General features: G+C 37.4%; 19 protein-coding genes. 15 read left to right on the top strand and 4 right to left on the bottom strand.

Annotation, left to right across the window (positions count from 1 at the left end):
• Window positions 1-200 precede the first annotated feature (200 nt).
• From RIB54_RS08380 to RIB54_RS08390, 3 genes are all read left to right on the top strand, one after another.
• Complete coding sequence (locus RIB54_RS08380; RefSeq protein WP_350069901.1) at window positions 201-539, top strand: PadR family transcriptional regulator; 339 nt, start codon at window positions 201-203, stop codon at window positions 537-539.
• Entirely contained in the window at window positions 536-3,121 is a 2,586-nt protein-coding gene (locus tag RIB54_RS08385) for an FtsX-like permease family protein (protein WP_350100468.1), read from the top strand. Before RIB54_RS08380 ends, RIB54_RS08385 begins: the two co-directional genes overlap by 4 nt.
• 215 nt (window positions 3,122-3,336) lie before the next feature.
• A complete protein-coding gene (locus RIB54_RS08390) occupies window positions 3,337-3,903 on the top strand; it encodes a hypothetical protein (protein WP_350100469.1) in 567 nt (188 codons plus the stop codon).
• A 287-nt stretch (window positions 3,904-4,190) separates the two neighbouring features.
• Here RIB54_RS08390 and RIB54_RS08395 read toward each other — a convergent pair whose 3' ends face one another.
• The 3 genes from RIB54_RS08395 to RIB54_RS08405 all read right to left on the bottom strand — a co-directional run bounded on the left by RIB54_RS08395 (window position 4,191) and on the right by RIB54_RS08405 (window position 6,569).
• Window positions 4,191-4,856, bottom strand: a complete 666-nt coding sequence (locus tag RIB54_RS08395) for a peroxiredoxin (protein ID WP_350100471.1) — start codon at window positions 4,854-4,856, stop codon at window positions 4,191-4,193.
• Between the two features lie 112 nt (window positions 4,857-4,968).
• Window positions 4,969-5,100 carry a hypothetical protein gene (locus tag RIB54_RS08400; RefSeq protein WP_350100472.1) on the bottom strand — a complete coding sequence of 44 codons (132 nt, stop codon included), beginning with the start codon at window positions 5,098-5,100 and terminating at the stop codon, window positions 4,969-4,971.
• Between the two features lie 11 nt (window positions 5,101-5,111).
• Window positions 5,112-6,569 (bottom strand): NAD(P)/FAD-dependent oxidoreductase, encoded by a 1,458-nt coding sequence (locus RIB54_RS08405; RefSeq protein WP_350100474.1) that lies wholly within the window; start codon window positions 6,567-6,569, stop codon window positions 5,112-5,114.
• 112 nt (window positions 6,570-6,681) lie between these two features.
• Here RIB54_RS08405 and RIB54_RS08410 point away from each other — a divergent pair, with 112 nt between their 5' ends.
• The 5 genes from RIB54_RS08410 to RIB54_RS08430 all read left to right on the top strand — a co-directional run bounded on the left by RIB54_RS08410 (window position 6,682) and on the right by RIB54_RS08430 (window position 11,581).
• Entirely contained in the window at window positions 6,682-7,302 is a 621-nt protein-coding gene (locus RIB54_RS08410; RefSeq protein ID WP_350100476.1) for a Tll0287-like domain-containing protein, read from the top strand.
• Window positions 7,303-7,494: 192 nt separating this feature from the next.
• On the top strand, window positions 7,495-8,175 hold the full coding sequence (locus tag RIB54_RS08415) for a DUF2202 domain-containing protein (protein WP_350100477.1): 681 nt from the start codon (window positions 7,495-7,497) through the stop codon (window positions 8,173-8,175).
• A gap of 22 nt (window positions 8,176-8,197) precedes the next feature.
• The gene (locus tag RIB54_RS08420) at window positions 8,198-8,686 is read left to right on the top strand and encodes a c-type cytochrome (protein ID WP_350100478.1); all 489 of its coding nucleotides are present in this window, start codon (window positions 8,198-8,200) and stop codon (window positions 8,684-8,686) included.
• 168 nt (window positions 8,687-8,854) lie between these two features.
• Window positions 8,855-9,190 (top strand): hypothetical protein, encoded by a 336-nt coding sequence (locus RIB54_RS08425; protein ID WP_350100479.1) that lies wholly within the window; start codon window positions 8,855-8,857, stop codon window positions 9,188-9,190.
• Window positions 9,191-9,238: 48 nt separating this feature from the next.
• Window positions 9,239-11,581: a TonB-dependent receptor domain-containing protein gene (locus RIB54_RS08430; RefSeq protein ID WP_350100480.1), complete on the top strand. Its 2,343-nt coding sequence runs from the start codon at window positions 9,239-9,241 to the stop codon at window positions 11,579-11,581.
• Between the two features lie 207 nt (window positions 11,582-11,788).
• Here RIB54_RS08430 and RIB54_RS08435 read toward each other — a convergent pair whose 3' ends face one another.
• On the bottom strand, window positions 11,789-12,145 hold the full coding sequence (locus RIB54_RS08435) for a hypothetical protein (RefSeq protein WP_350069869.1): 357 nt from the start codon (window positions 12,143-12,145) through the stop codon (window positions 11,789-11,791).
• A 189-nt stretch (window positions 12,146-12,334) separates the two neighbouring features.
• On the opposite strand from RIB54_RS08435, the gene RIB54_RS08440 reads away from it, so the two are divergent.
• The 7 genes from RIB54_RS08440 (at window position 12,335) to RIB54_RS08470 (ending at window position 19,343) form a co-directional block, all read left to right on the top strand.
• Complete coding sequence (locus RIB54_RS08440) at window positions 12,335-12,673, top strand: single-stranded DNA-binding protein (RefSeq protein ID WP_350069867.1); 339 nt, start codon at window positions 12,335-12,337, stop codon at window positions 12,671-12,673.
• A gap of 254 nt (window positions 12,674-12,927) precedes the next feature.
• Complete coding sequence (locus RIB54_RS08445) at window positions 12,928-14,916, top strand: BatA domain-containing protein (protein WP_350100481.1); 1,989 nt, start codon at window positions 12,928-12,930, stop codon at window positions 14,914-14,916.
• Window positions 14,917-14,928: 12 nt separating this feature from the next.
• Window positions 14,929-16,197 carry a dihydroorotase gene (locus RIB54_RS08450; RefSeq protein ID WP_350100482.1) on the top strand — a complete coding sequence of 423 codons (1,269 nt, stop codon included), beginning with the start codon at window positions 14,929-14,931 and terminating at the stop codon, window positions 16,195-16,197.
• Window positions 16,190-16,747: a DUF4199 domain-containing protein gene (locus tag RIB54_RS08455; RefSeq protein WP_350100483.1), complete on the top strand. Its 558-nt coding sequence runs from the start codon at window positions 16,190-16,192 to the stop codon at window positions 16,745-16,747. Before RIB54_RS08450 ends, RIB54_RS08455 begins: the two co-directional genes overlap by 8 nt.
• Window positions 16,748-16,882: 135 nt before the next feature.
• Window positions 16,883-17,410, top strand: a complete 528-nt coding sequence (locus RIB54_RS08460; protein ID WP_350068839.1) for a DUF4199 domain-containing protein — start codon at window positions 16,883-16,885, stop codon at window positions 17,408-17,410.
• Window positions 17,411-17,412: 2 nt separating this feature from the next.
• Window positions 17,413-18,378, top strand: coding sequence for a glycosyltransferase family 2 protein (locus tag RIB54_RS08465; RefSeq protein WP_350100485.1), 966 nt, complete (start codon window positions 17,413-17,415; stop codon window positions 18,376-18,378).
• Window positions 18,378-19,343: a glycosyltransferase family 2 protein gene (locus tag RIB54_RS08470; protein WP_350100486.1), complete on the top strand. Its 966-nt coding sequence runs from the start codon at window positions 18,378-18,380 to the stop codon at window positions 19,341-19,343. The genes RIB54_RS08465 and RIB54_RS08470 overlap by 1 nt, the downstream gene beginning before the upstream one ends.
• Window positions 19,344-19,596: the final 253 nt, after the last annotated feature.

The raw sequence follows: 19,596 nt of genomic DNA on the forward strand, positions 1-19,596 counted from the left end.
TCCTAACTATGGTATGATAGATGGTTAAATATTTTTATAAATACCCTATAGTGGGTACATATCAATTTTATATAGTGGAAACTTCTTTTACACTTTTGTCTTAATCATGGCTAAAATTCCATCCATTGCATAACCTAATTATAAAAGCTACGTTTAGGACTTTTATATAATAGATACAATTAGGATTTAAATTAAATATTATGGGTAAAAATTCAATAGGAGAATTCGAAGAAATAGTTCTTTTAACGGTGGCTTTACTTTATAAAAATGCCTACGGTATATCCATTAAAGAAGAAATAGAAAATAGGCTAAAAAGAAATGTAAGTGTGGGTGCGATGCGTACTGCCCTCAGCAGATTGGAACGCAAAGGCTTCTTAAAATCTGAGTTTGGTGAGGCAACAGCCAAAAGAGGAGGGAAGCGCAAAAGGTATTTTAGAGTGACCAAGTCTGGTAAGGAAGCACTGGAACAGGTGATGGAAACACGCAAAAACCTATGGGATGCAATTCCATCTGTGGCTTTCGATTTTAAACTAGCATGAAAAGCCCTCCCAAAACAGCTTATAAATTCCTCCATTGGTTTTGCGACCCTGACATTTTGGAGGATGTGGAGGGAGACCTCTATGAGCTTTATGCTGAGCGAACGGAACGCTCAAAATGGAAGGCCAGACTACATTATTGGAAGGATGTACTTCTTCTTTTCCGGCCCGGAATTGTCAAAAACTTCAAACCATTTCAAACCAAAATAAATTACGACATGTTCTCAAACTATCTCAAAATCGCCAAAAGAAATGCCTTTCTCTATAAAGGCTATTCTGTCATTAATCTCCTCGGGTTAGTGGTAGGAATAACATCCAGCATACTTATATTACTTTGGATCAATGATGAAATAAAAGTAGATCAGTTTCATTCCAATGGAGATAACATTTATCAGCTCTTCAGAAATATGAAGCAGTCCGATGAATCCGTGATCACCACTGAAAACATACCCAAACCGGCAGCGGATCTTATGGTGGAGGAGTTTCCGGAAGTGGAGAGTGTAGCACTGTTGAGCAACTTAATGGAATTTAAAATTGGCGATAAACAAACCAGTTCCAAACAGAGAGGAAGGTTCGCTTCTCCAGAATTTATGCAGATGTTTTCTTTCAACCTTCTGGAGGGGGATAAAGAAAATGTTTTTGATAACCCAATGAATATTCTGCTGTCTGAGACGTTGGCAAAAAACTATTTTGGAGATACCTGGGATGAATCTGTCATAGGGCAGACCATTCTTGTTGATGACCAATACGAGGTGATCATTTCCGGGGTTTATGAAGATCCCGGTAAATACTCTTCTTTACAATTTGATTTCCTATTGACATCGGCAGCCTTCATTGCTCTTAATGACTGGGTGAATGACTGGGGCAATGGCAGTTTTATGGTCTATGCGAGTATCCCGCAGAAATCTGATGTACCAGTGGTAGCGGAAAGAATTTTTAATCAGATAAAGGAGCATACCAAGGGAGCTGCAAATTCAGGGGATGAAACATTGATTTTACACAAGTTTGCAGACTACTATTTATACTCAAACTTTACTAATGGTGTGGTTGATGGAGGGAGAATAGATTATGTGCGTATAATGACAGCAGTAATGGTTCTTATATTACTGATCGCCTGTATAAATTTTATGAACCTTACTACAGCCAGAGCAGACAGAAGGTCTAAGGAAATAGGAGTAAGAAAGGCTTTGGGTGCACGGAAAGCTTCCATATCCATACAGTTTTATACCGAAGCGCTGTTGTTTTCTGTTATTGCCGTCACCGCTTCTGTTTTAATAGCATATCTACTACTGCCATATTTCAATCTTTTGGTTGATAAAGAGTTGCTGCTTGATTTTTATGCACTTGAGACCTGGTATGCCATAGTTGGCCTTGCTTTGGGTATTGGCATTCTTTCTGGAACATACCCTGCCATAATACTTCCGGCCTTAAACCTCAACAGAAGTTTAAGACATCAGAATGCTCCTGGCAATTCATTCATCAGAAAAGGTCTCGTGGTTGTGCAGTTCACTATTTCAACCATTTTAATTATTGCCACTGGTGTTATTAGTGCTCAGATGAATTATGTGAGTAATAAAAACCTAGGGCTCAATAAGGATAACCTATTGGATATAAGGCTAAGTGCTGACTCACTTCAACAACTAAATGCCTATAAAATAGAACTTGCAAAGCTAAGTCAGGTACAATCTGTAACGGCCAGCATGGGTAACCCTGCATCTTATGGGCGCTCAACCAGCTCATCAAACTGGGAAGGCAAAGATCCAACCAAAGATTTCGAAGTAAACGTGTTGCTTGCAGATGGCAATTTTATCGAAACCATGGAAATGGAAATTGTTGAGGGACGAGCATTTGATGAGCGAGTAGCCGACTCTACCAGTTTTGTAGTCAATGAGGTAATGGCCGATATCATAGGTGTTGACAATTTGATAGGCACAAGACTCTCGTTCTGGGGCATCGAAGGTCAGGTCGTTGGCGTTGTAAAAAACTTTCATATGCGCAATTTTCATCAACCCATTGCTCCGGTGATACTATCATGCTATCAGACGAGGTTCTTGTCACATGTTATAGTCAGATTAAATGGTGATGTTGGCAATGCTATTAGTGAAATTGAAAGTGTAACAAAATCAATGTTCCCTTCTAAAGAATTTGATTATCAGTTTACAGATGAGATATTGCAAGCTAACTACCAGAGTGAGGAAACGGCCGCTACTTTGGTAAGACTGTTTGCTATGGTCTCTATTTTTATTTCATGTATAGGGCTGTTCGGACTTTCTACATTTTCGGTGGAGCAACGTTCAAAAGAAATTGCGGTCAGAAAAGTTCTGGGTTCGCAATCGAGCCAGCTTTTTGTGCTATTGTTAAAGGATTATGCCTTACTTATAGTTATTGCCTTTGTTTTGGCCGTTCCGCTGGGTTATTATGTGGCTCAAAACTGGCTCAACGATTTTGAGTTCAGGGTTGACATTAGTCCGGAGCTGTTTATAGCTGCTGGGGCTATTAGTTTGATAATAGCCATGGTTACAACAGGTTTCAAAGCTTATCAGGCTACGATTACCAATCCCGTAAAAGCGTTAAAATCTGAATAGGATCCAATAGTTTCAGAGATTCAAAGAAGAGGGCTGATTCGGCTAATTTTCTTATTTGAAATTCTAAGTCAAACCTTACATATGACTTATATTGATCATTAATAAATCGATTTTATTACTTTTAGGTTAATTTAGTATCATAATTAGATAATATGGTCGTTACTCTGTTAGAAATTCCTGCTGAGCTTTGCAGTGTATAATTTAATACAACAATTATGAAACGATTAACATTTTATCCTTCTATGTGGCCAGTGCCCTATAAACTTGATGGGGCTTCGGATTTTTTCCAGAATGGTGGACGAGTACAAGAATTGATTCTAAACAGTTCTTCTAGTGTAGCGGCTGAAGTTTCTGAAATGAACTTAAATATAACCAGATTTTCAGCCATAGATGACAAGGGGCATGAGCGTATTATCAAGGATTTTTCTGGTAAAACCCCAGTCACATTTAAAGGCTTGGGTACAGGGCACTTCATTAAAGCGGCCGGCATGGTTGCTCTAGAACCAGGCACCTATACCACCTTGCGTTATTATTTGAATAACATGGACAACAGCTTTATTAAAAGTAATGGGGAGGTAGTAACTGCCAACAACATTGAGTTTCTTGATTTTGAAATAAAAAATGGATTGATCATCAATGGCGATGAATCATTAGAAGTTAAACTTTGGTTTGATTTTGCTCCATTTAAGTTGAGCAGTTATTTTAAAACTCTCACCGATTGGTTTAAGAGCGAGAAAATGCTTGTTGAAGATTGGCCAAAAGTGGTTTATAATTATTTGTAATAAAGTAAATCCATTTAGTTTAATAGAAATGTATAGAGGGGCTTTTGGCCCCTTTTGTTGTTTTTAATGATAAAGGATATGTATTCACCTATTTTTCAGATAATCTGAAAGTTATTGTATATAATCACTAGTTATCCCTTTTGGTAAGCCAAATTAAATATTGTCTAGTTCCAAGGGCGCAGATGTGAGGTTGCAATTGACCACCTACGTGTTATGTATTAAAAGGCAGTAATTATTATAAAGCAAAGGTGATCGCAAAGACATGCTCTACGACCACCAAAACCAAATCAACCCACCAACTCTTTTTTTGCTAAGTAGAAGTCTACTCGTTCGATAGTATCATCTGCCAATCTCTCTTCCATTTCTTTAAGGGTTTTTGGTGGTGGCACAATTACCTTATCTCCTTTTTTCCAGTCCAATGGCATCGCTACACTGTACTTATCAGAAGTTTGTAAGGCTTCCAATGCTCTTAATATCTCGTCCATATTTCGTCCAACATTAAGAGGGTAATACATAATTAGTCTGACCTTCTTCTTCGGATCAATAAAGAATACTGCTCTAACCGCAGCAGTTTCACTTTCATTGGGTTGCAGCATTCCGTAGAGTTTAGACACTTTCATGTCCAAATCGGCAATAATTGGGAAGTCAAAATAGACTCCAGTATTATTTCTAACATTATTTACCCAACCTAAGTGAGCATGAATACTGTCAATACTTAATCCTAAAAGCTCAGTATTAAGCGCTTCAAATTCACCTTTTCTCAATGCAAACCCACTCATTTCAGTTGTGCAAACAGGAGTGAAGTCGGCAGGGTGAGAAAACATCACAATCCACTTGTCTTTTGCAAAAGTAGAAAGGGTGATGTCTCCTTTGGTTGTTTTTGCAGTAAATTCAGGCGCCTGATCTCCAATCCTTGGCATTTGAATAATGTTGTTTTCTATATTATCTTCCATCGTCTTGATTTTTATTTGATTTACTCTAATTAACGATTAATGAGCCTTGTAAGACGTAACAAATGTTACGTTGGCGCCATATATTAAATTATAAGTATTCCAGCCAAAGACGTTACTTTCTTGTACCGCCATGCCCACCTGCTACTATCCTCATTATCCTGATATTCAAATAGATAAATTTGAAAAATTGAATGATTGGATTCTTCATGTAGGCCTTTTGTGCCTTAGTTATTTTTCTTACCATGTTATTAATATTTACTCTGGAATGAGCCACCAGAAGGGTTTCATTTTTGCTTTATAAATAAAGGCATAGTGCAATGCTAGTTTGACCCAATGACCTGCCAATCCTATGTCGCCAAAAGTCTTTTTAATATCTCTACCACCAGTCTTTTCAAATTTTTTATAATCCGGAACTATAGGAAAGGTCGTGATGCTAATGCCACTTCCAGTGGTAAGTCCATAACCAGCTGACGCAATACATGCGGCTCCCATATTTCCCATGGAACCCTTATGTTTTAAAACTGCTTTACCATTTTTTATTGTATCAATAATGTTATCAGCTACAAGTTTAGCAGTGATGCCAGATGGCATACCTGTTCTTGGCGGAGAAGGAAAGATTTCTGTTCCATTGGGGCTTTTTCTTGGTTTGGAAATACTATGTGGTGGGGCAAATGCAATACCTGGGGCAAAAATATTCGCATAACTTGGGTTTTGATAAGTTTCAGGCCAGTCTTGCACTGTCCATTCCTCATAAGGTTTAGGTGCGTAGTCAGCATCCACAATCATAAAACCTTTAAAAAGTTTATCTGTTATATCACCGCCTTGTTTATCGTACGCATTAAACCCGTGGCCTGAGAATGCCGGAATTAACATTGCAAAGTCAAAAGCTTCTGTCTTTATCTCTCCTTCTAAATTTTCATATCTCACTGTACCCTCATCAACTTTAGTGACGCCCGCTCCTAAAACCCACTCAATTCCTCTATCACGAAAAACCATTTCCACCACCTCACTAGACTTCATTGGTTTCCCACCATAAGATAATAGCATGCCGTCCATTCCAAAATCACCTAAGGCGGGTTCATTAGAAATCCATTTAATTTCTACTTTATCTCTAACTTTTCTTCTTCTTAGTTCTTGCTCTACATTTAAAATGTATTCAAATGCCGCACCTTGACAAGTGGCTTTTGCATGTCCGGTTCCAATTAAAACTTTAAGTTTCTCCTTTGAATGTTTAGCTTTTTCAATTAGTTTTTCCAAACCACTGGCAGCATGCTGAGCATGGTCATAGGTGCAGACAGAATAGACATCATTCGTACCAGGATTCAATCCTTCGGTCTGTTCAAAGGCTAGTTTAGGGCCAGTAGCATTTATGAGATAATCATAAGTAACTTTTTCTATCTCCCCTTTTTGCTGTCCAAAAACATACTCGACCTTTACATAGGGAGAGTGTTCAGAATCACCTTCAGGATGAAAAGAAACTACTTTGGCTTGTTTATAATTTATACCCTTCTTTTTGTACAATGGTGGTAATGGAAAAATAATTTCTTGTGGGTTCATTCTGCCAATACCCACCCAAATGTTAGATGGTATCCACTGATAATTGTGGTTAGGTGAAACAACTAACACCTCATGCTCCTTTGAAAGTTTTCTGCGCAAATGAGAGGCTGCAGTATGGCCCGCTATTCCTGCTCCGAGTATTACTATTTTGGACATGTTATTTGTGTTTATTTACTTACCAAGTTTACACATGTTAATTGATGTTTAATGCAACAAATGTTACACAAGGAGAAGGTGTTTTATTTCTATCTTTAGTAAAAAACTTTAAATGATGAGACTATTAGTGATATCATTCTTTGTTCTGATGCTAAGTAGTTGTACCGAGCAAAAAGACAAGTCAGAACCAACAAGAAAAGAGATAATAAATGTGGTGCAAATACAAGGCGAAAAGATCTCTTCAGCAGCCCAACAAGCATTGGGTAGACAGCTTCAAAAAGCAATGGTTGAAAATGGACCAGTTCATGCAGTGCAATTTTGTAATGCGGCAGCATTTACAATAATTGATACCTTAAAAACTGAATTAAAGGCTACTATAAAACGAGCTTCGCTACGGGTAAGGAACCCAAAAGATAAACCTACACTAACGGAAAGAGCAATACTTGAAGAGTATATGGTTCAATTAGATAATGGAACTGAATTAAAAGCTGCCATTGAAGTACTTGAAACTAAAGAGGTGCTTTTTGCAAAACCAATTTTACTGAATAATCCTATGTGTCTTAATTGTCATGGTAAAGTTGGAAGTCAAGTTCTGACCGAGACGTATGAACTAATACATGAACTATATCCTAACGATGAGGCATTGAACCATGAACTTGGAGATCTAAGAGGAATATGGAGCATTACATTTGCAGAGGACGAAGTGATAAACTACTTGAAAAGTATTAAGTAAGCTGTTTATCCAAATCAGTTGTAAGCCAATTTTAATTATGGAATGACTTAGAATATTGTGATTATATCAAGTAAAGAAATTAACTGCTCTAACTTGATTAATTGATGAAATGAGTTGATTCGAACGTAACAAATGTTACTAATTACTACCTAGAACTTTCGTCTATTTACATTATACAAATGCACGGGAGCCATGAAAATTATACACATCGCTTTACTCGGGTTTTTATTCACTTCAGCATCTTGCGATGATGCAGCAAATGAAGTTAATCCAAATGAAAATGATCAAATGGTCAAACAAATTAATGAGTTTCCAATAGAGCCTTTAAATGATTCGGAAGGGGCTGCATTGATTTTTATGCGCGAGGAGGAAAAGCTCGCGCGTGATGTTTACGACTTTCTTTTTGTCAAGTGGAATTCAATATCTTTTGATAACATTTCTTCAAGTGAGCAGACTCACATGGATGCGGTACTTGCATTGATCAATAAATATGAACTAGAAGATCCAGCTAAGAATGACATACCTGGAAAGTTTGTTAATTCAGACCTTCAAATGCTTTACAATGATTTAATAGAAAAAGGAAACTTAAGTCAGGTGGATGCATTTAAAGTAGGTGCAGCAATAGAGGAAATAGATATATTGGACCTTCAACGAGAGCTAGATACAAATGTCGATAATGAGGACATTATATTTACGTTTGAAAACCTATTGAGAGGATCAAGAAATCATTTGAGATCATTTGTTCAAAACCTATCAAAATTAGGAATTGACTATAAACCGCAATACTTAACCCAAGAAGCATATGATGAAATTATCAATGCAGATATGGAGCAAGGGAGAGGTGCAAGAAAAGGTAAAGGAAGAAATAATTAAATAATAGGAGGGTCTTATACTCATGAAACAGAAAATAAAAATACTGATTAGTAGTCTTTTTGTAATCATATCAATCATTCAGGTTGGATGTAATAGTACTAATGGTCAAAAAGCTGAAATCACTTCAGATAACATAACAGGATCTGAATCCTCAGAAGTATCAAACTTGCTATCTGTTAACTGCTATGCCTGTCACAATCCAAATACGAATTCTCATGACGAAATCTTAGCACCACCACTTGCAGGAATCAAAATGAGGTATATAAATGCGACCAATGATAAGGAAGACTTTATTAATCGCATGTCTGGCTTTATTTTTACTCCCAATACAGAAGCAGCTCTAATGAAGGGACCTGTTAAAAGATTTGGTTTAATGCCAAAAACAGCCTTAAATGAAGATGAAATAAGAAAGATTGTTACTTATATCTATGAAAATGAGATAGAAGAACCCAGTTGGTTTAAAGAACATGAAAAGGAAATGCATGGGGGTAAGAACAATAAGAAAAATTAAGAATAACTATATTCTGATTTTTTTGATGATATGAAACTCAAGTTTTTCAAGAAATTCAATCCTAACTTATCTCATTGAAAATTCTCAATATTCATATGTTAAATTGATACCTGCTTATAATTCAAAGTGATAAAGGCTATAACATCATATTATCTTGTATTAAACATCATGGTGGGTTCACTAATGATGCCTTTGATTCATATTGATTTCAAACTACGCAGAGATTATATAGCTAAAGTTTTATGCATCAACAGAGATAAACCTATTACTGTATGTGGTGGTCAATGCTACTTAAGTGAGCAATTTAAAAAGGCTGCAGAGCACCAGGAAGACGGCACTGATGTTAAAAGAACAGTTGAAATAACTTTTTTTAAACATCTTATCTCAGAGTTGAATCTCCCCACCAAGAATAAGCAGGATAGTGCACAAATCAGCTCCGCTTTTGATGCGGGTCATACCCGTAATTTCATCAAACATATTTTTAAGCCACCTCAGTTTTCATAAGTTCTTTGCCGGATTAATCTAAAATCCTAATTACTATTTTTTTAACACATGGGCATACGCTTTCAGTATGTGCTTGCAGACTATTCTGTACAGTATAACCTGAATGATGGCTGTCCTATTCTTATGAAAATCAATAAAATGAAATCAATAAATACATTATTATTAATTCTTTTGGGTGCCTTAATCACCTTGACATCTTACGCTCAAGAGAGTGTTCAAATTAAACTTCTTGATAAGGAAGACGCTACACCCATTGTGGGCGCCACCTATTTGTATGGCGATCAGCAAGGAATGTCTGATGAGGATGGTGTCATTTCCTTTCGATATACAGAAAGTGATATCATGAAATTATCACATATCAGTTATGGTTCTTGGGAATTTGGCCCTCAGAAAATTAAAGATTTGGCGGGTAAGCAATACAGTCGGAAAAAGACTAGTGTTAACCTATACCCTGTAACCATTATTGGAGTGAGGCCTGGGCAGCAACCTGATGAACGCGTGAATATTGACTATCAAGAGAGAATGCAACATGATGGTGCTGCCATACTCAATCAAATACCTGCTTTTAATAGCATTCGTAAAGGCGGAAACTATGGATTTGATCCTGTATTCAGAGGGTTTAAATTTGATCAATTGAATATAGTGTTAAATGGGGCACAAAGTGCCACGGCAGCCTGCCCAAATCGTATGGACCCACCCACGAGCCAAATGGCACCCAATATGATGGAGCGAATTGAAGTTCTTAAAGGCCCTTATTCTCTTAGATTTGGCACCGGATTCGGAGCCACCATCAATTTTATACCTTTAAAACCAAGATTTGTTAGTGCTTCAAAAGTTTATGGAAGGCTTTCAAGTGGGTACGAAAGTAATGGCAATATAGTACGTGGAGAAGGGCAAATTGGACTTAGTGGTTCAAAGTACGATTTAAGCCTTTTTGGTTCATGGTCTGAAGGTAACGATTACCAAACAGGTAACAGTCAAACAGTGCCTGCTGGATTCTTAAGGGGAAGTTTTGGTGCTAATCTTGGAGTTAAATTATCGGAGTATCAACAATTAGCGGTCTCTGCAATCTATAATATGGCTCGAGATGCCGATTTTGCTGCTCTAGCTATGGATCTGAGAGAAGACAATACATGGATGTTTAATGCCAGACATGATATTCAAATCCAAAAGGGAAACCTTAAATCTTGGAATACCACAGTCTTTGGATCATTTGTAGATCATTTGATGGATAACTTACTTAAACCATTAGATCCAAGAATGATGAACGCTGAAACTGCTGCTACAACCTATAATTATGGTGGCAGAACTGAGAGTGTTTGGCAATTTTCTAATAGCAAGCTATTTTCCGGAGCAGATCTGAGGGTTGAAGGTGCTGACGGAACAAGAGTTAGGGAGTTTTTAATGGGGCCAAACGCTGGAAATATTGTAAAAGATAATGTTTGGCAGGATGGACGCATTAGTAAAACAGGCCTATTTGCTGAATTTCAAACAGTGGGCATGCTATTTAATTATGTTTTTTCTGGACGAGTAGAGGTTAATCAAGCCACAGTTAATGAGGCAACCGCAGAGTTTGTAACAGTTTATCCAGAAACAGAAATATCACAGATTAACCCTAGTTTCAGTATGGGTATGATAAAGTCACTTGGTAATAATGCCAGCGCGGGATTATGGTTGGGTAGAGCTCAACGAAGTGCTGGCTTAACAGAACGGTTTATAAACTATTTCCCTGTTGGGCAAGATCCCTACGAGATGCTTGGTAATCCTCAATTGGATCCTGAAGTGAATAATCAAATAGACTTAACAATTAAATGGCAGACTGGAAGTTCAAACCTGAATCTAGACCTTTTTGCTGCCTATATGCAAGATTATATTTCTTCGGTGATTGATACTGACTTGACACCTAGAATACCTTCTAGCCCAGGTGTACGTCAGTTTATTAATATTCAAGATGCTTATAAAACAGGTTTTGAATTTACATGGACACAAAACTTGACTAAAAGCTTGAAACATCTATTAGGTATGGCCTATACATATGCTCAGGATTTAGAAAGAGATCAAGCACTACCAGAGATACCACCATTAGATGTACGTTATGTATTAATTGGGTCTTATTTGAGCAATAAGCTAAAACCTGAAGTTGTAGTCCGTCATGCTTTAGAACAATCTGGTATTTCAGAAGAGTTTGGTGAGACAGCAACACCTTCATTTACCACACTTGATATAAAAGTTGGCTACAGTTTTACGGAAAAATTCAAATTACAAACAGGTGTGAATAATTTATTCAATGAGAATTTTTATGAGCATCTGAGTCGTTCTGTCAGAGGAACTAGTAATCCAATCTATGCTCCTGGACGAAATTGGTTTATGTCGTTAAGTGTTAATTTTTAGACTTTCTTGAGTTAGGATATTACCGATTAGAGGTCTATTAATTTGTTCATTAATAAGGGATTTTGATATTTATCGAAATCCCTTTTTTTAAAATGACTTGTATTAATCATTTAAAATTCAAAACTCTATGCATTGCACAGGAATTACAAAAACAAATTAGCACATATTAGCACTTCATTATACCAAACCTTATTAAGGAATTTTATATCACCCGTCATCCCGCTTCACTAAAGCGTACCAGTCATTGTCTAGTTCCAAATAGCCATACTCATAGCAGAAGTAGTAGGTTGCGCCAGCCTTGGTGGTGTAGGTATTAGTGTGGAAGTTGAAGTCAAAACCCTGATCTATTAGTTTGGTTTTATTAGCTTTGCTTTTTCCATTGGGCGTGAGCTTTTCTAAAATGCGCCTGTTCTTACGGAGTATATTATTGACATTCCTGATGTAGTTGTTAGAGTCGCTATTGAGCTTGTTATTGTAGCTGTTTCGGCACTGGTCAGAACAGAATTTCTTGTCATTTCTGCCAAATATCTTAGTGCCACACTCAATACACTGTTTTTCTTCCATTTTTTTAAAATATTGATAATCAGTAATATATCCGTTTACAAACGTTTACAAATGTAATTTAAACGAATACAAGCATTTATCATACGACTAACGCTTTTTTCTCGCCTTTTCTTTGCCACTGTCAAATCGAAACAAACCCGATAGACGATTACAAAAAATTATTTATTAAACATTTTAAAATTTATTATCATGAAAAATTTAAGAAACAGCGTTCAGTTAATTGGAAGATTAGGTCAGGATCCAGAAGTTAAAAAATTGACCAGCGGCAAAACCCTAACTACATTCAGTTTAGCTACTTCAGACAGCTATAAAAATGCACAAGGCGAAAAAGTAGAAGACACACAGTGGCACAATGTGGTGGCCTGGGGCAAGACAGCAGAGATAGCTGGTGACTATTTGAAGAAAGGGCAGGAGGTAGCCATTGAAGGTAAGCTTGTGCACAGGTCTTATGAAACATCTGCAGGTGAGAAAAGGTATGTCACAGAGATAAACCTGAACGAGTTGTTGATGATTGGTGGGAAAAAGTAAAAACATGATTTTTATCATTTTTTTAATACCATCATCTTACTAATTTTATTGTGCACTTCATAGTGTCACTGACCATGAGGTGTTCACAGAAAAGATGGTACTTTGTACATTGAAATTATAACTTCAATGACAGTCCAACTCAAAGGCGAGCATTGCTCGCCTTTGGAGTTTATAGCCCCTTTATTTTTCCGTGTATATAAATCTTGCAACCTGCATGCCTTTAGCTCGTTCCTTTTTTATAATTTTACACACGAATGAATTTTTTGTACCCTCAGCTCCTCTTCGGTCTTTTAGCACTATCCATTCCTATTATTGTTCATCTTTTTAATTTCCGAAGAACTAAAAAGGTTTACTTTTCGAATACCCGGTTTTTAAAGAAAGTAAAAGAGGCAAGCAGCTCTAAACTGAGGATAAAGCATTATTTGATTTTACTCTCAAGGTTACTGTTCATCTTCTTTTTGGTTATGGCCTTTGCTCAACCCTACCTTCCTTCAACCAAGGATGGGTTTGTATCTAATCAAGTGGCCATTTACCTTGACAACTCCTATAGCATGAGCAATGAAGCAGATGATAACCTTTCTGCTTTTGACTTGTCTATCGGTTTTATCAATAAATTGATTGGGCTATACCCAAACTCTACAAAATATAAACTCATCACCAACGATCTTGAGGCTGCTTCCAATTCCTATAAAAGTGGCACCGAAATATCAGAACTGCTCACCGAGCAGCAGATGACGGGAGTGACCAGAACTACTGAAGAGATAAACGACCGCATACAGCTTGATACAGAAACTGTTAAGCCCGATGTTTTTTGGCTCAGCGATTTTCAATCATCTACTCTAGGTAAAGATCATGCAGTTTTAGATTCAACAATGGAGGTCAATCTGGTGCCTTTACAGTTTACCAGTGTTAACAATGTCTTTATTGATTCCATCTACCTGGATAATCCATTTTTAATAGGAGATCAACAGCTGAAGTTAAATGTCATTGTTTCAAACAAAGGTGCTATCGATAGAAATGACATGAACATCAAAGTATTTATTGATGACTTACAGGCAGCAACGGCTACGGTAGGCGTAAAAGCCAATGACTTTGAAACAATAACTTTCGACTTGTCATTTAATAGCAATAAGTGGAGCAAAGGAAAAATAAGTATTGAAGATTTTCCAGTGACTTTTGACAACGACTTCTATTTTGTTTTTAACAATTCAAGAAAGATTAATGTGCTGGAAGTTCATGAAAATAATCACGGGCGTTATATTCAGAGTGTATTCGGAAATGACAGGCTTTTTAATTTCACTTCCCAGAGCGTTGATAATCTTGATTATAATCTTGTTCGTCAATCTGATTTGGTTGTTGTTAATAGCCTTACGGCTATCAATGGACCCTTGGCAGAAACGCTCAATGGAAGAGTGCTTGAAGGCGGACAGATTTTCATTGTTCCAACTGAAGAAATTGATATCAACTCGTACAAATTGGTCAACGGATTGCAGTTTATTGAAATGGCTGAAGACCGTAACGAGATGTCTTTGACCACCCCAGACTTTGACAATCCTTTCTTTGCCAATATTTTTGAAGAGCGCAACCAGCGAGTGGTGATGCCCAAAGCCAATCCTTTATTGAATTTAGGCAGCGATAGAAATGCACTTTTGAATTTCACCAATGGACAAACCTATTTAAACAAGATAAATCAGGGCATTTATATATTGGCTTCCCCTCTGACTAATGAGTTCAACACCTTGCAAAATCATGCACTCTTTTTGCCCATTGTGTATCGCATGGCAGTTTCAAGCAGTAAAGATATTGACAGGTTGTATTACAGTGTTGACGATGACTATGTTAGCATGCAAACCGATACGCTGCTGGCAGATAACGTTTTTAAACTATCAAGCGAGCAGGGTGAATTTATTCCTTCTCAAAGATTGAATAACAAGTCGGTATTGCTTGAGATACCTAAGAATGAATTAGAGGCTGGATATTATGATGTTAAAATCTCAGATGAGATAGTTACAACCTTGGCATTCAATAATTCACCAAAGGAATCTGACCTAAGGCAAGCACCTGTAGACGATTTGAATCAATATTTTCAAGGTAAGTATGAAGTTATAAGTGCTGCAGATGAAGCGAGCTTCTCTAAGGCGGTGGAAAGTAAATATATAGGCCAACCATTATGGAAATATGCCATAATGCTGGCTTTGTTATTTTTGCTTATTGAGGTTTTATTAATCAGGTTTTTTCCCTAACTCGAAGATATTATGACAAAAATCTTAATCAAATCGATTAAAATTCTTGATAAGGAGTCGAGCCATCATGGTAAGACCAAAGATGTGTTGGTTGAGAATGGCAAGATCAAAGAAATAGGTAAGATTGATGCCAAGGCCAATGAAGTGATAGATGGGAAAGGAAAAATTCTATCTCCGGGCTGGGTGGATATGCGGGCATGGCTGGCTGATCCCGGGTATGAGCATAAGGAAGATTTAACGTCTGGTAGAGAGGCTGCCATGGCAGGTGGTTTTACCCATGTGGCTGTTTTGCCTAATACAAAACCGGTTACCCAGTCTAAGAATGATGTGGCCTATGTTAGAGCTGGAAATCAAAAGGCACTAACCCAATTGCACCCAATTGCAGCTGTAACCCTTGATGTCAAAGGTGAGGATCTCACAGAAATGATTGACCTTCATGAGGCAGGGGCAATAGCATTTTCTGATGGATTAAAACCAATTTGGCATTCAGATATTTTACTTAAAACCCTTCAATATTTACAGAAGTTTGATGGTCTGCTTATCGACAAACCTGAGGACATTCATTTGAACATGTTTGGGGTAATGAATGAGGGCATTAACAGCACCATGCTGGGAATGAAAGGCATGCCAAATCTTGCTGAAGATATTATTGTGCAACGGAATCTGGATATTCTGGCTTATGCTGGAGGTAGACTTCATATGACTAATATATCTACACCACACGCCTTGAGCCTGATAAAAAATGCTAAGAAGAAAGGCTTAAATGTTACTTGTGACATTGCTTCGTATCAAACATCATTTGATGACAGTGCTCTGCACGACTTTGATTCTGCCTATAAAGTGAATCCTCCATTTAGAACCGCAGCAGACAACAAGGCAATTATAAAAGGCTTGCAAGATGGCACCATAGATGCAATAGTGAGCTCTCACATACCTCATGATGAAGAGTGTAAGAAATTGGAATATGATCTTGCTGATTTTGGAATTAATGGTCTGCAAACAGTAGCCACGGACATAGCCAAACTCTCAGAAAAGGTTGAAATGGAGCTGCTCATAGAGAAAGTAACATCAGCGCCAAGGAACTTATTAAAGCTAGATGCTGCAACTATTGAAGAGGGAAATTCAGCGGACTTAACAGTTTTTGATCCAAATGCCGAATGGACATTAAACGGTAAATCAAACAAATCCAAATCGGTAAATTCTCCTTATTGGAATCAAAAGCTAAAAGGAAAAGCTGTTGCAGTTTTCAATAATGGTCAATATCAGATAAATAATGCTTAACAAACTAAAACCTATTTATAGCGTGCCCATTAAGTATGGGCTCATCGGGTCTTTATTGGCTATTGTATTAATAGTTGCGCTGTTCTATATGGGCAAACATCCTTTGCTCATTCCTATTTTCTTTGATTATAGAATATTGCTTTTTGGTTTGTTTATCTTCTTTGCGCTTAAGGAGTTTAAGGATTACTACAACAATAAAATCCTTCAGTTTTGGCAGGGTATGGTCATTGGCATCGGTATTTATGTGATCATCGGTTTGGTGGTAGCTATTTTTGTTATTTCATTTTCCAGTGTGGTACCGGATTTTCATAATTCTTATATCGAAGGTACACTTCGAGGACTGGAGCTGGACAAAGAGCAGCTTGTAGGCCAGGGAAAAATAACCATTAGTGAAGAAGAATTTGAAAATCAGAAGCAAATGCTCAAAGCTTCACCAACTTACGTTCTGGGTATAGATTACTTCATAAAGAGCTGCTTGCTAGGCTTTTTCATCACCATAATAATGGCCGTAATACTCCGTAGATCAGAGAGCAGGTTTACTAATGAATAGGTAAAAAAACCTTTATTTATTCAATATGCCACTCAGCGCTGAAAAAAACCTTGTATGACATGTAATTTTGAAAGGTGAATTTGAACTAATACATTTAGTGTATAAAATCAAACCACAACCTTAAACAAAAAAACAATGGAAGAAAATTTAGAAGCACCCACCGTTAAGTCTTTAGCAATGAAATGGGGGTTAATCATGGGATTAATTTCAATAGGCTTTTTTCTAATTATTGCCTTAGGAGGGCTTCAGGGCAATTCAGCTATGCAATGGATTGGTCTAATCCCTACAATAGTTGTTATCTATTTGGCTCATAAAGAGTTTAAAGACAGTGGTGATGGCTATATGTCTTATGGTCAGGGCCTTGGTATGGGTACCTTAATTTCCCTCATTTCATCAATTATTTCTACAGCATTCTTTTTCATTTATGTGAAATTTATTGATGGAACATATATTGATGCCATAAAGGATGCTCAGCTTACACAATTTCAGGAGCAAGGGATGAGCGATAGCGAGATTGAAGCGGCTATGAGTATGTCAGAAGGCTTCATGACACCTGGCGTAATGGCTGTATTTGCTATAGTTTTTGCTGTGTTTGCGGGTTTTGTAGTATCTTTGATAGTAAGTGCTATAACTAAAAATAGCAATCCAGAGCTCGATTATTAAGTATGCATAAAAACAATATTTCGGTAGTGGTTCCACTTTTTAATGAGGAAGAATCACTCACCGAGTTATGTGATTGGATAAGCCGTGTGATGCAAACGCACGGCTTTACTTATGAAGTGATTTTGGTAGATGATGGCAGCACCGACAGCAGTTGGGAGATAGTCAATACCTTATCACAAAACAACAATAACATCAAGGGTATTAAGTTCAACAGAAACTATGGCAAGTCTGCAGCCCTAAATACGGGTTTTAAAAAGGCTAATGGTGAGGTGGTAATCACTATGGATGCTGACCTTCAGGACAGCCCCGATGAAATACCCGCTCTATATAAAAAGATAAAAGAAGAAGGCTATGATATGGTCAGTGGTTGGAAGAAGAAACGCCATGATCCTATCTCTAAAACTATACCCTCCAAGTTTTTCAATTTTGTAACCAGAAAGATTTCTGGCATTAAGCTTCACGACTTTAATTGTGGGCTGAAAGCCTATAAAGAGCAAGTGGTTAAGAATATTAAGGTATATGGCGAAATGCATCGTTATATCCCTGTTATTGCCAAATGGAATGGTTTTACCAAAATTGGTGAGCAGGTGGTCAATCACCACGAAAGAAAATATGGCACTACCAAGTTTGGTCTGGAGCGTTTTATTAATGGGTTCCTCGATCTGCTATCAATAACCTTTGTGAGCAGGTTTCAGCGCAAACCGATGCATTTTTTTGGGTTACTTGGCTCTTTGTCCTTTTTTGGAGGCTTTGCCATTACCTGCTGGGTAGTAGGATTGAAGATTTATAACCTTCATTATAAACTTCCTGCAAGGGACGTTGTGGATCAGCCGTTATTCTTTTTAGCACTGGTTGCTCTGGTAATAGGTGTCCAGCTTTTTCTTACAGGCTTCCTGGCAGAAATGCTGGCGATGAAATCCAATTCATCAAAGGATTATTTAGTGTCAGAGCAGATTGGCCTTGATTAATGTTCTATTCTGTAATCATTCCCGTTTATAATCGGCCACAGGAAGTTGATGAGCTTCTTGAAAGTCTTACTCAACAAACCTATACAAACTTTGAAGTACTCATAGTTGAAGATGGCTCTTCAGATAAGTGCGATCATATCGTCCCTAAATACCAGGATAAACTAAAAATAACTTATTTTTTTAAGCCTAACACAGGACAAGGTTTTAGTAGAAACTTTGGTTTTGACCAGGCCAAAGGTGACTACTTTATTGTCTTTGATTCAGACTGTATCATACCAAGGCACTATTTTCAGGCCGTTGAAGACTATTTGAAAGATAATCCTGTTGGTGCCTTTGGTGGGCCAGATAAAGCCCATGAAAGCTTTACAGCCATGCAAAAGGCCATTAGCTATTCAATGACCTCACCGTTTACAACTGGCGGCATAAGAGGCAATAAAAAACATTATGGCACTTTCCACCCACGTAGTTTTAATATGGGCATTTCGAAGGACGTTTATGAGAAAGTAGGTGGCTATAAAATTACCCGAATGGGTGAAGATCTGGAGTTTAGCATGCGTATTATCAAAGCTGGCTACCAAACGGCTTTAATTGAAGATGCTTTTGTGTATCATAAGCGCAGAACAAGCTTATCTCAATTTTACAAACAGCTTCATTTCTTTGGCCGGGCAAGAATTAACGTAGGCAGGTTTTACCCGGAAGAAGTGAAATTGCTTCACTGGTTTCCATCTTTATTTACACTAGGTTTTTTGAGCCTGCCAATAATTTATTTTTTATTCTGGCCATTAGCTGCCTTCGGAATTGGAGTGTATTTTCTATTTTTAGCACTGAACTTTTCAAGCTCTTTGCTGAAAAACAAAAGCATTAAAGTAGCATTTCTAAGTATGGCTACATCATTCACACAGCTCACAGCCTATGGTGTTGGGTTTTTAAAAGAGTTGGTTAAGCCTTCCACTAAAACAAAATAGTATTTCGTCACTTCGCAGGAGGAACGACTGAGAAGTCTTCTAGTTATGAATGCAATACCTTTAAGGGGATATCTCATTACGTTTTACTTCATTTCGGACATGACGAAATACATACATTAACGTCATTGCGGAATTTTACTTCCAATATTTTAAAAGGAAGAAAAATGTCCGCAATCTCTTTTAACCAGTTGAGAGATACCGGATAAATAAAGACTTTTGAAAAGTTAAGTCTTTATTTTCCGGCATGACATCC

It is taken from the genome of Fulvivirga sp. (genome assembly GCF_040218215.1).
Taxonomy (GTDB): Bacteria; Bacteroidota; Bacteroidia; order Cytophagales; family Cyclobacteriaceae; genus Fulvivirga.

Coding starts and splice junctions, on each gene's coding strand:
- RIB54_RS08380 (WP_350069901.1), top strand. CDS start 201: ATGGGTAAAAATTCAATAGGAGAATTCGAAGAAATAGTTCTTTTAACG.
- RIB54_RS08455 (WP_350100483.1), top strand. CDS start 16,190: ATGCTTAACAAACTAAAACCTATTTATAGCGTGCCCATTAAGTATGGG.
- RIB54_RS08450 (WP_350100482.1), top strand. CDS start 14,929: ATGACAAAAATCTTAATCAAATCGATTAAAATTCTTGATAAGGAGTCG.
- RIB54_RS08440 (WP_350069867.1), top strand. CDS start 12,335: ATGAAAAATTTAAGAAACAGCGTTCAGTTAATTGGAAGATTAGGTCAG.
- RIB54_RS08400 (WP_350100472.1), bottom strand. CDS start 5,100: ATGGTAAGAAAAATAACTAAGGCACAAAAGGCCTACATGAAGAATCCA.
- RIB54_RS08430 (WP_350100480.1), top strand. CDS start 9,239: ATGGGCATACGCTTTCAGTATGTGCTTGCAGACTATTCTGTACAGTAT.
- RIB54_RS08395 (WP_350100471.1), bottom strand. CDS start 4,856: ATGGAAGATAATATAGAAAACAACATTATTCAAATGCCAAGGATTGGA.
- RIB54_RS08415 (WP_350100477.1), top strand. CDS start 7,495: ATGAAAATTATACACATCGCTTTACTCGGGTTTTTATTCACTTCAGCA.
- RIB54_RS08410 (WP_350100476.1), top strand. CDS start 6,682: ATGATGAGACTATTAGTGATATCATTCTTTGTTCTGATGCTAAGTAGT.
- RIB54_RS08460 (WP_350068839.1), top strand. CDS start 16,883: ATGGAAGAAAATTTAGAAGCACCCACCGTTAAGTCTTTAGCAATGAAA.
- RIB54_RS08465 (WP_350100485.1), top strand. CDS start 17,413: ATGCATAAAAACAATATTTCGGTAGTGGTTCCACTTTTTAATGAGGAA.
- RIB54_RS08405 (WP_350100474.1), bottom strand. CDS start 6,569: ATGTCCAAAATAGTAATACTCGGAGCAGGAATAGCGGGCCATACTGCA.
- RIB54_RS08420 (WP_350100478.1), top strand. CDS start 8,198: ATGAAACAGAAAATAAAAATACTGATTAGTAGTCTTTTTGTAATCATA.
- RIB54_RS08385 (WP_350100468.1), top strand. CDS start 536: ATGAAAAGCCCTCCCAAAACAGCTTATAAATTCCTCCATTGGTTTTGC.
- RIB54_RS08435 (WP_350069869.1), bottom strand. CDS start 12,145: ATGGAAGAAAAACAGTGTATTGAGTGTGGCACTAAGATATTTGGCAGA.
- RIB54_RS08390 (WP_350100469.1), top strand. CDS start 3,337: ATGAAACGATTAACATTTTATCCTTCTATGTGGCCAGTGCCCTATAAA.
- RIB54_RS08470 (WP_350100486.1), top strand. CDS start 18,378: ATGTTCTATTCTGTAATCATTCCCGTTTATAATCGGCCACAGGAAGTT.
- RIB54_RS08425 (WP_350100479.1), top strand. CDS start 8,855: ATGGTGGGTTCACTAATGATGCCTTTGATTCATATTGATTTCAAACTA.
- RIB54_RS08445 (WP_350100481.1), top strand. CDS start 12,928: ATGAATTTTTTGTACCCTCAGCTCCTCTTCGGTCTTTTAGCACTATCC.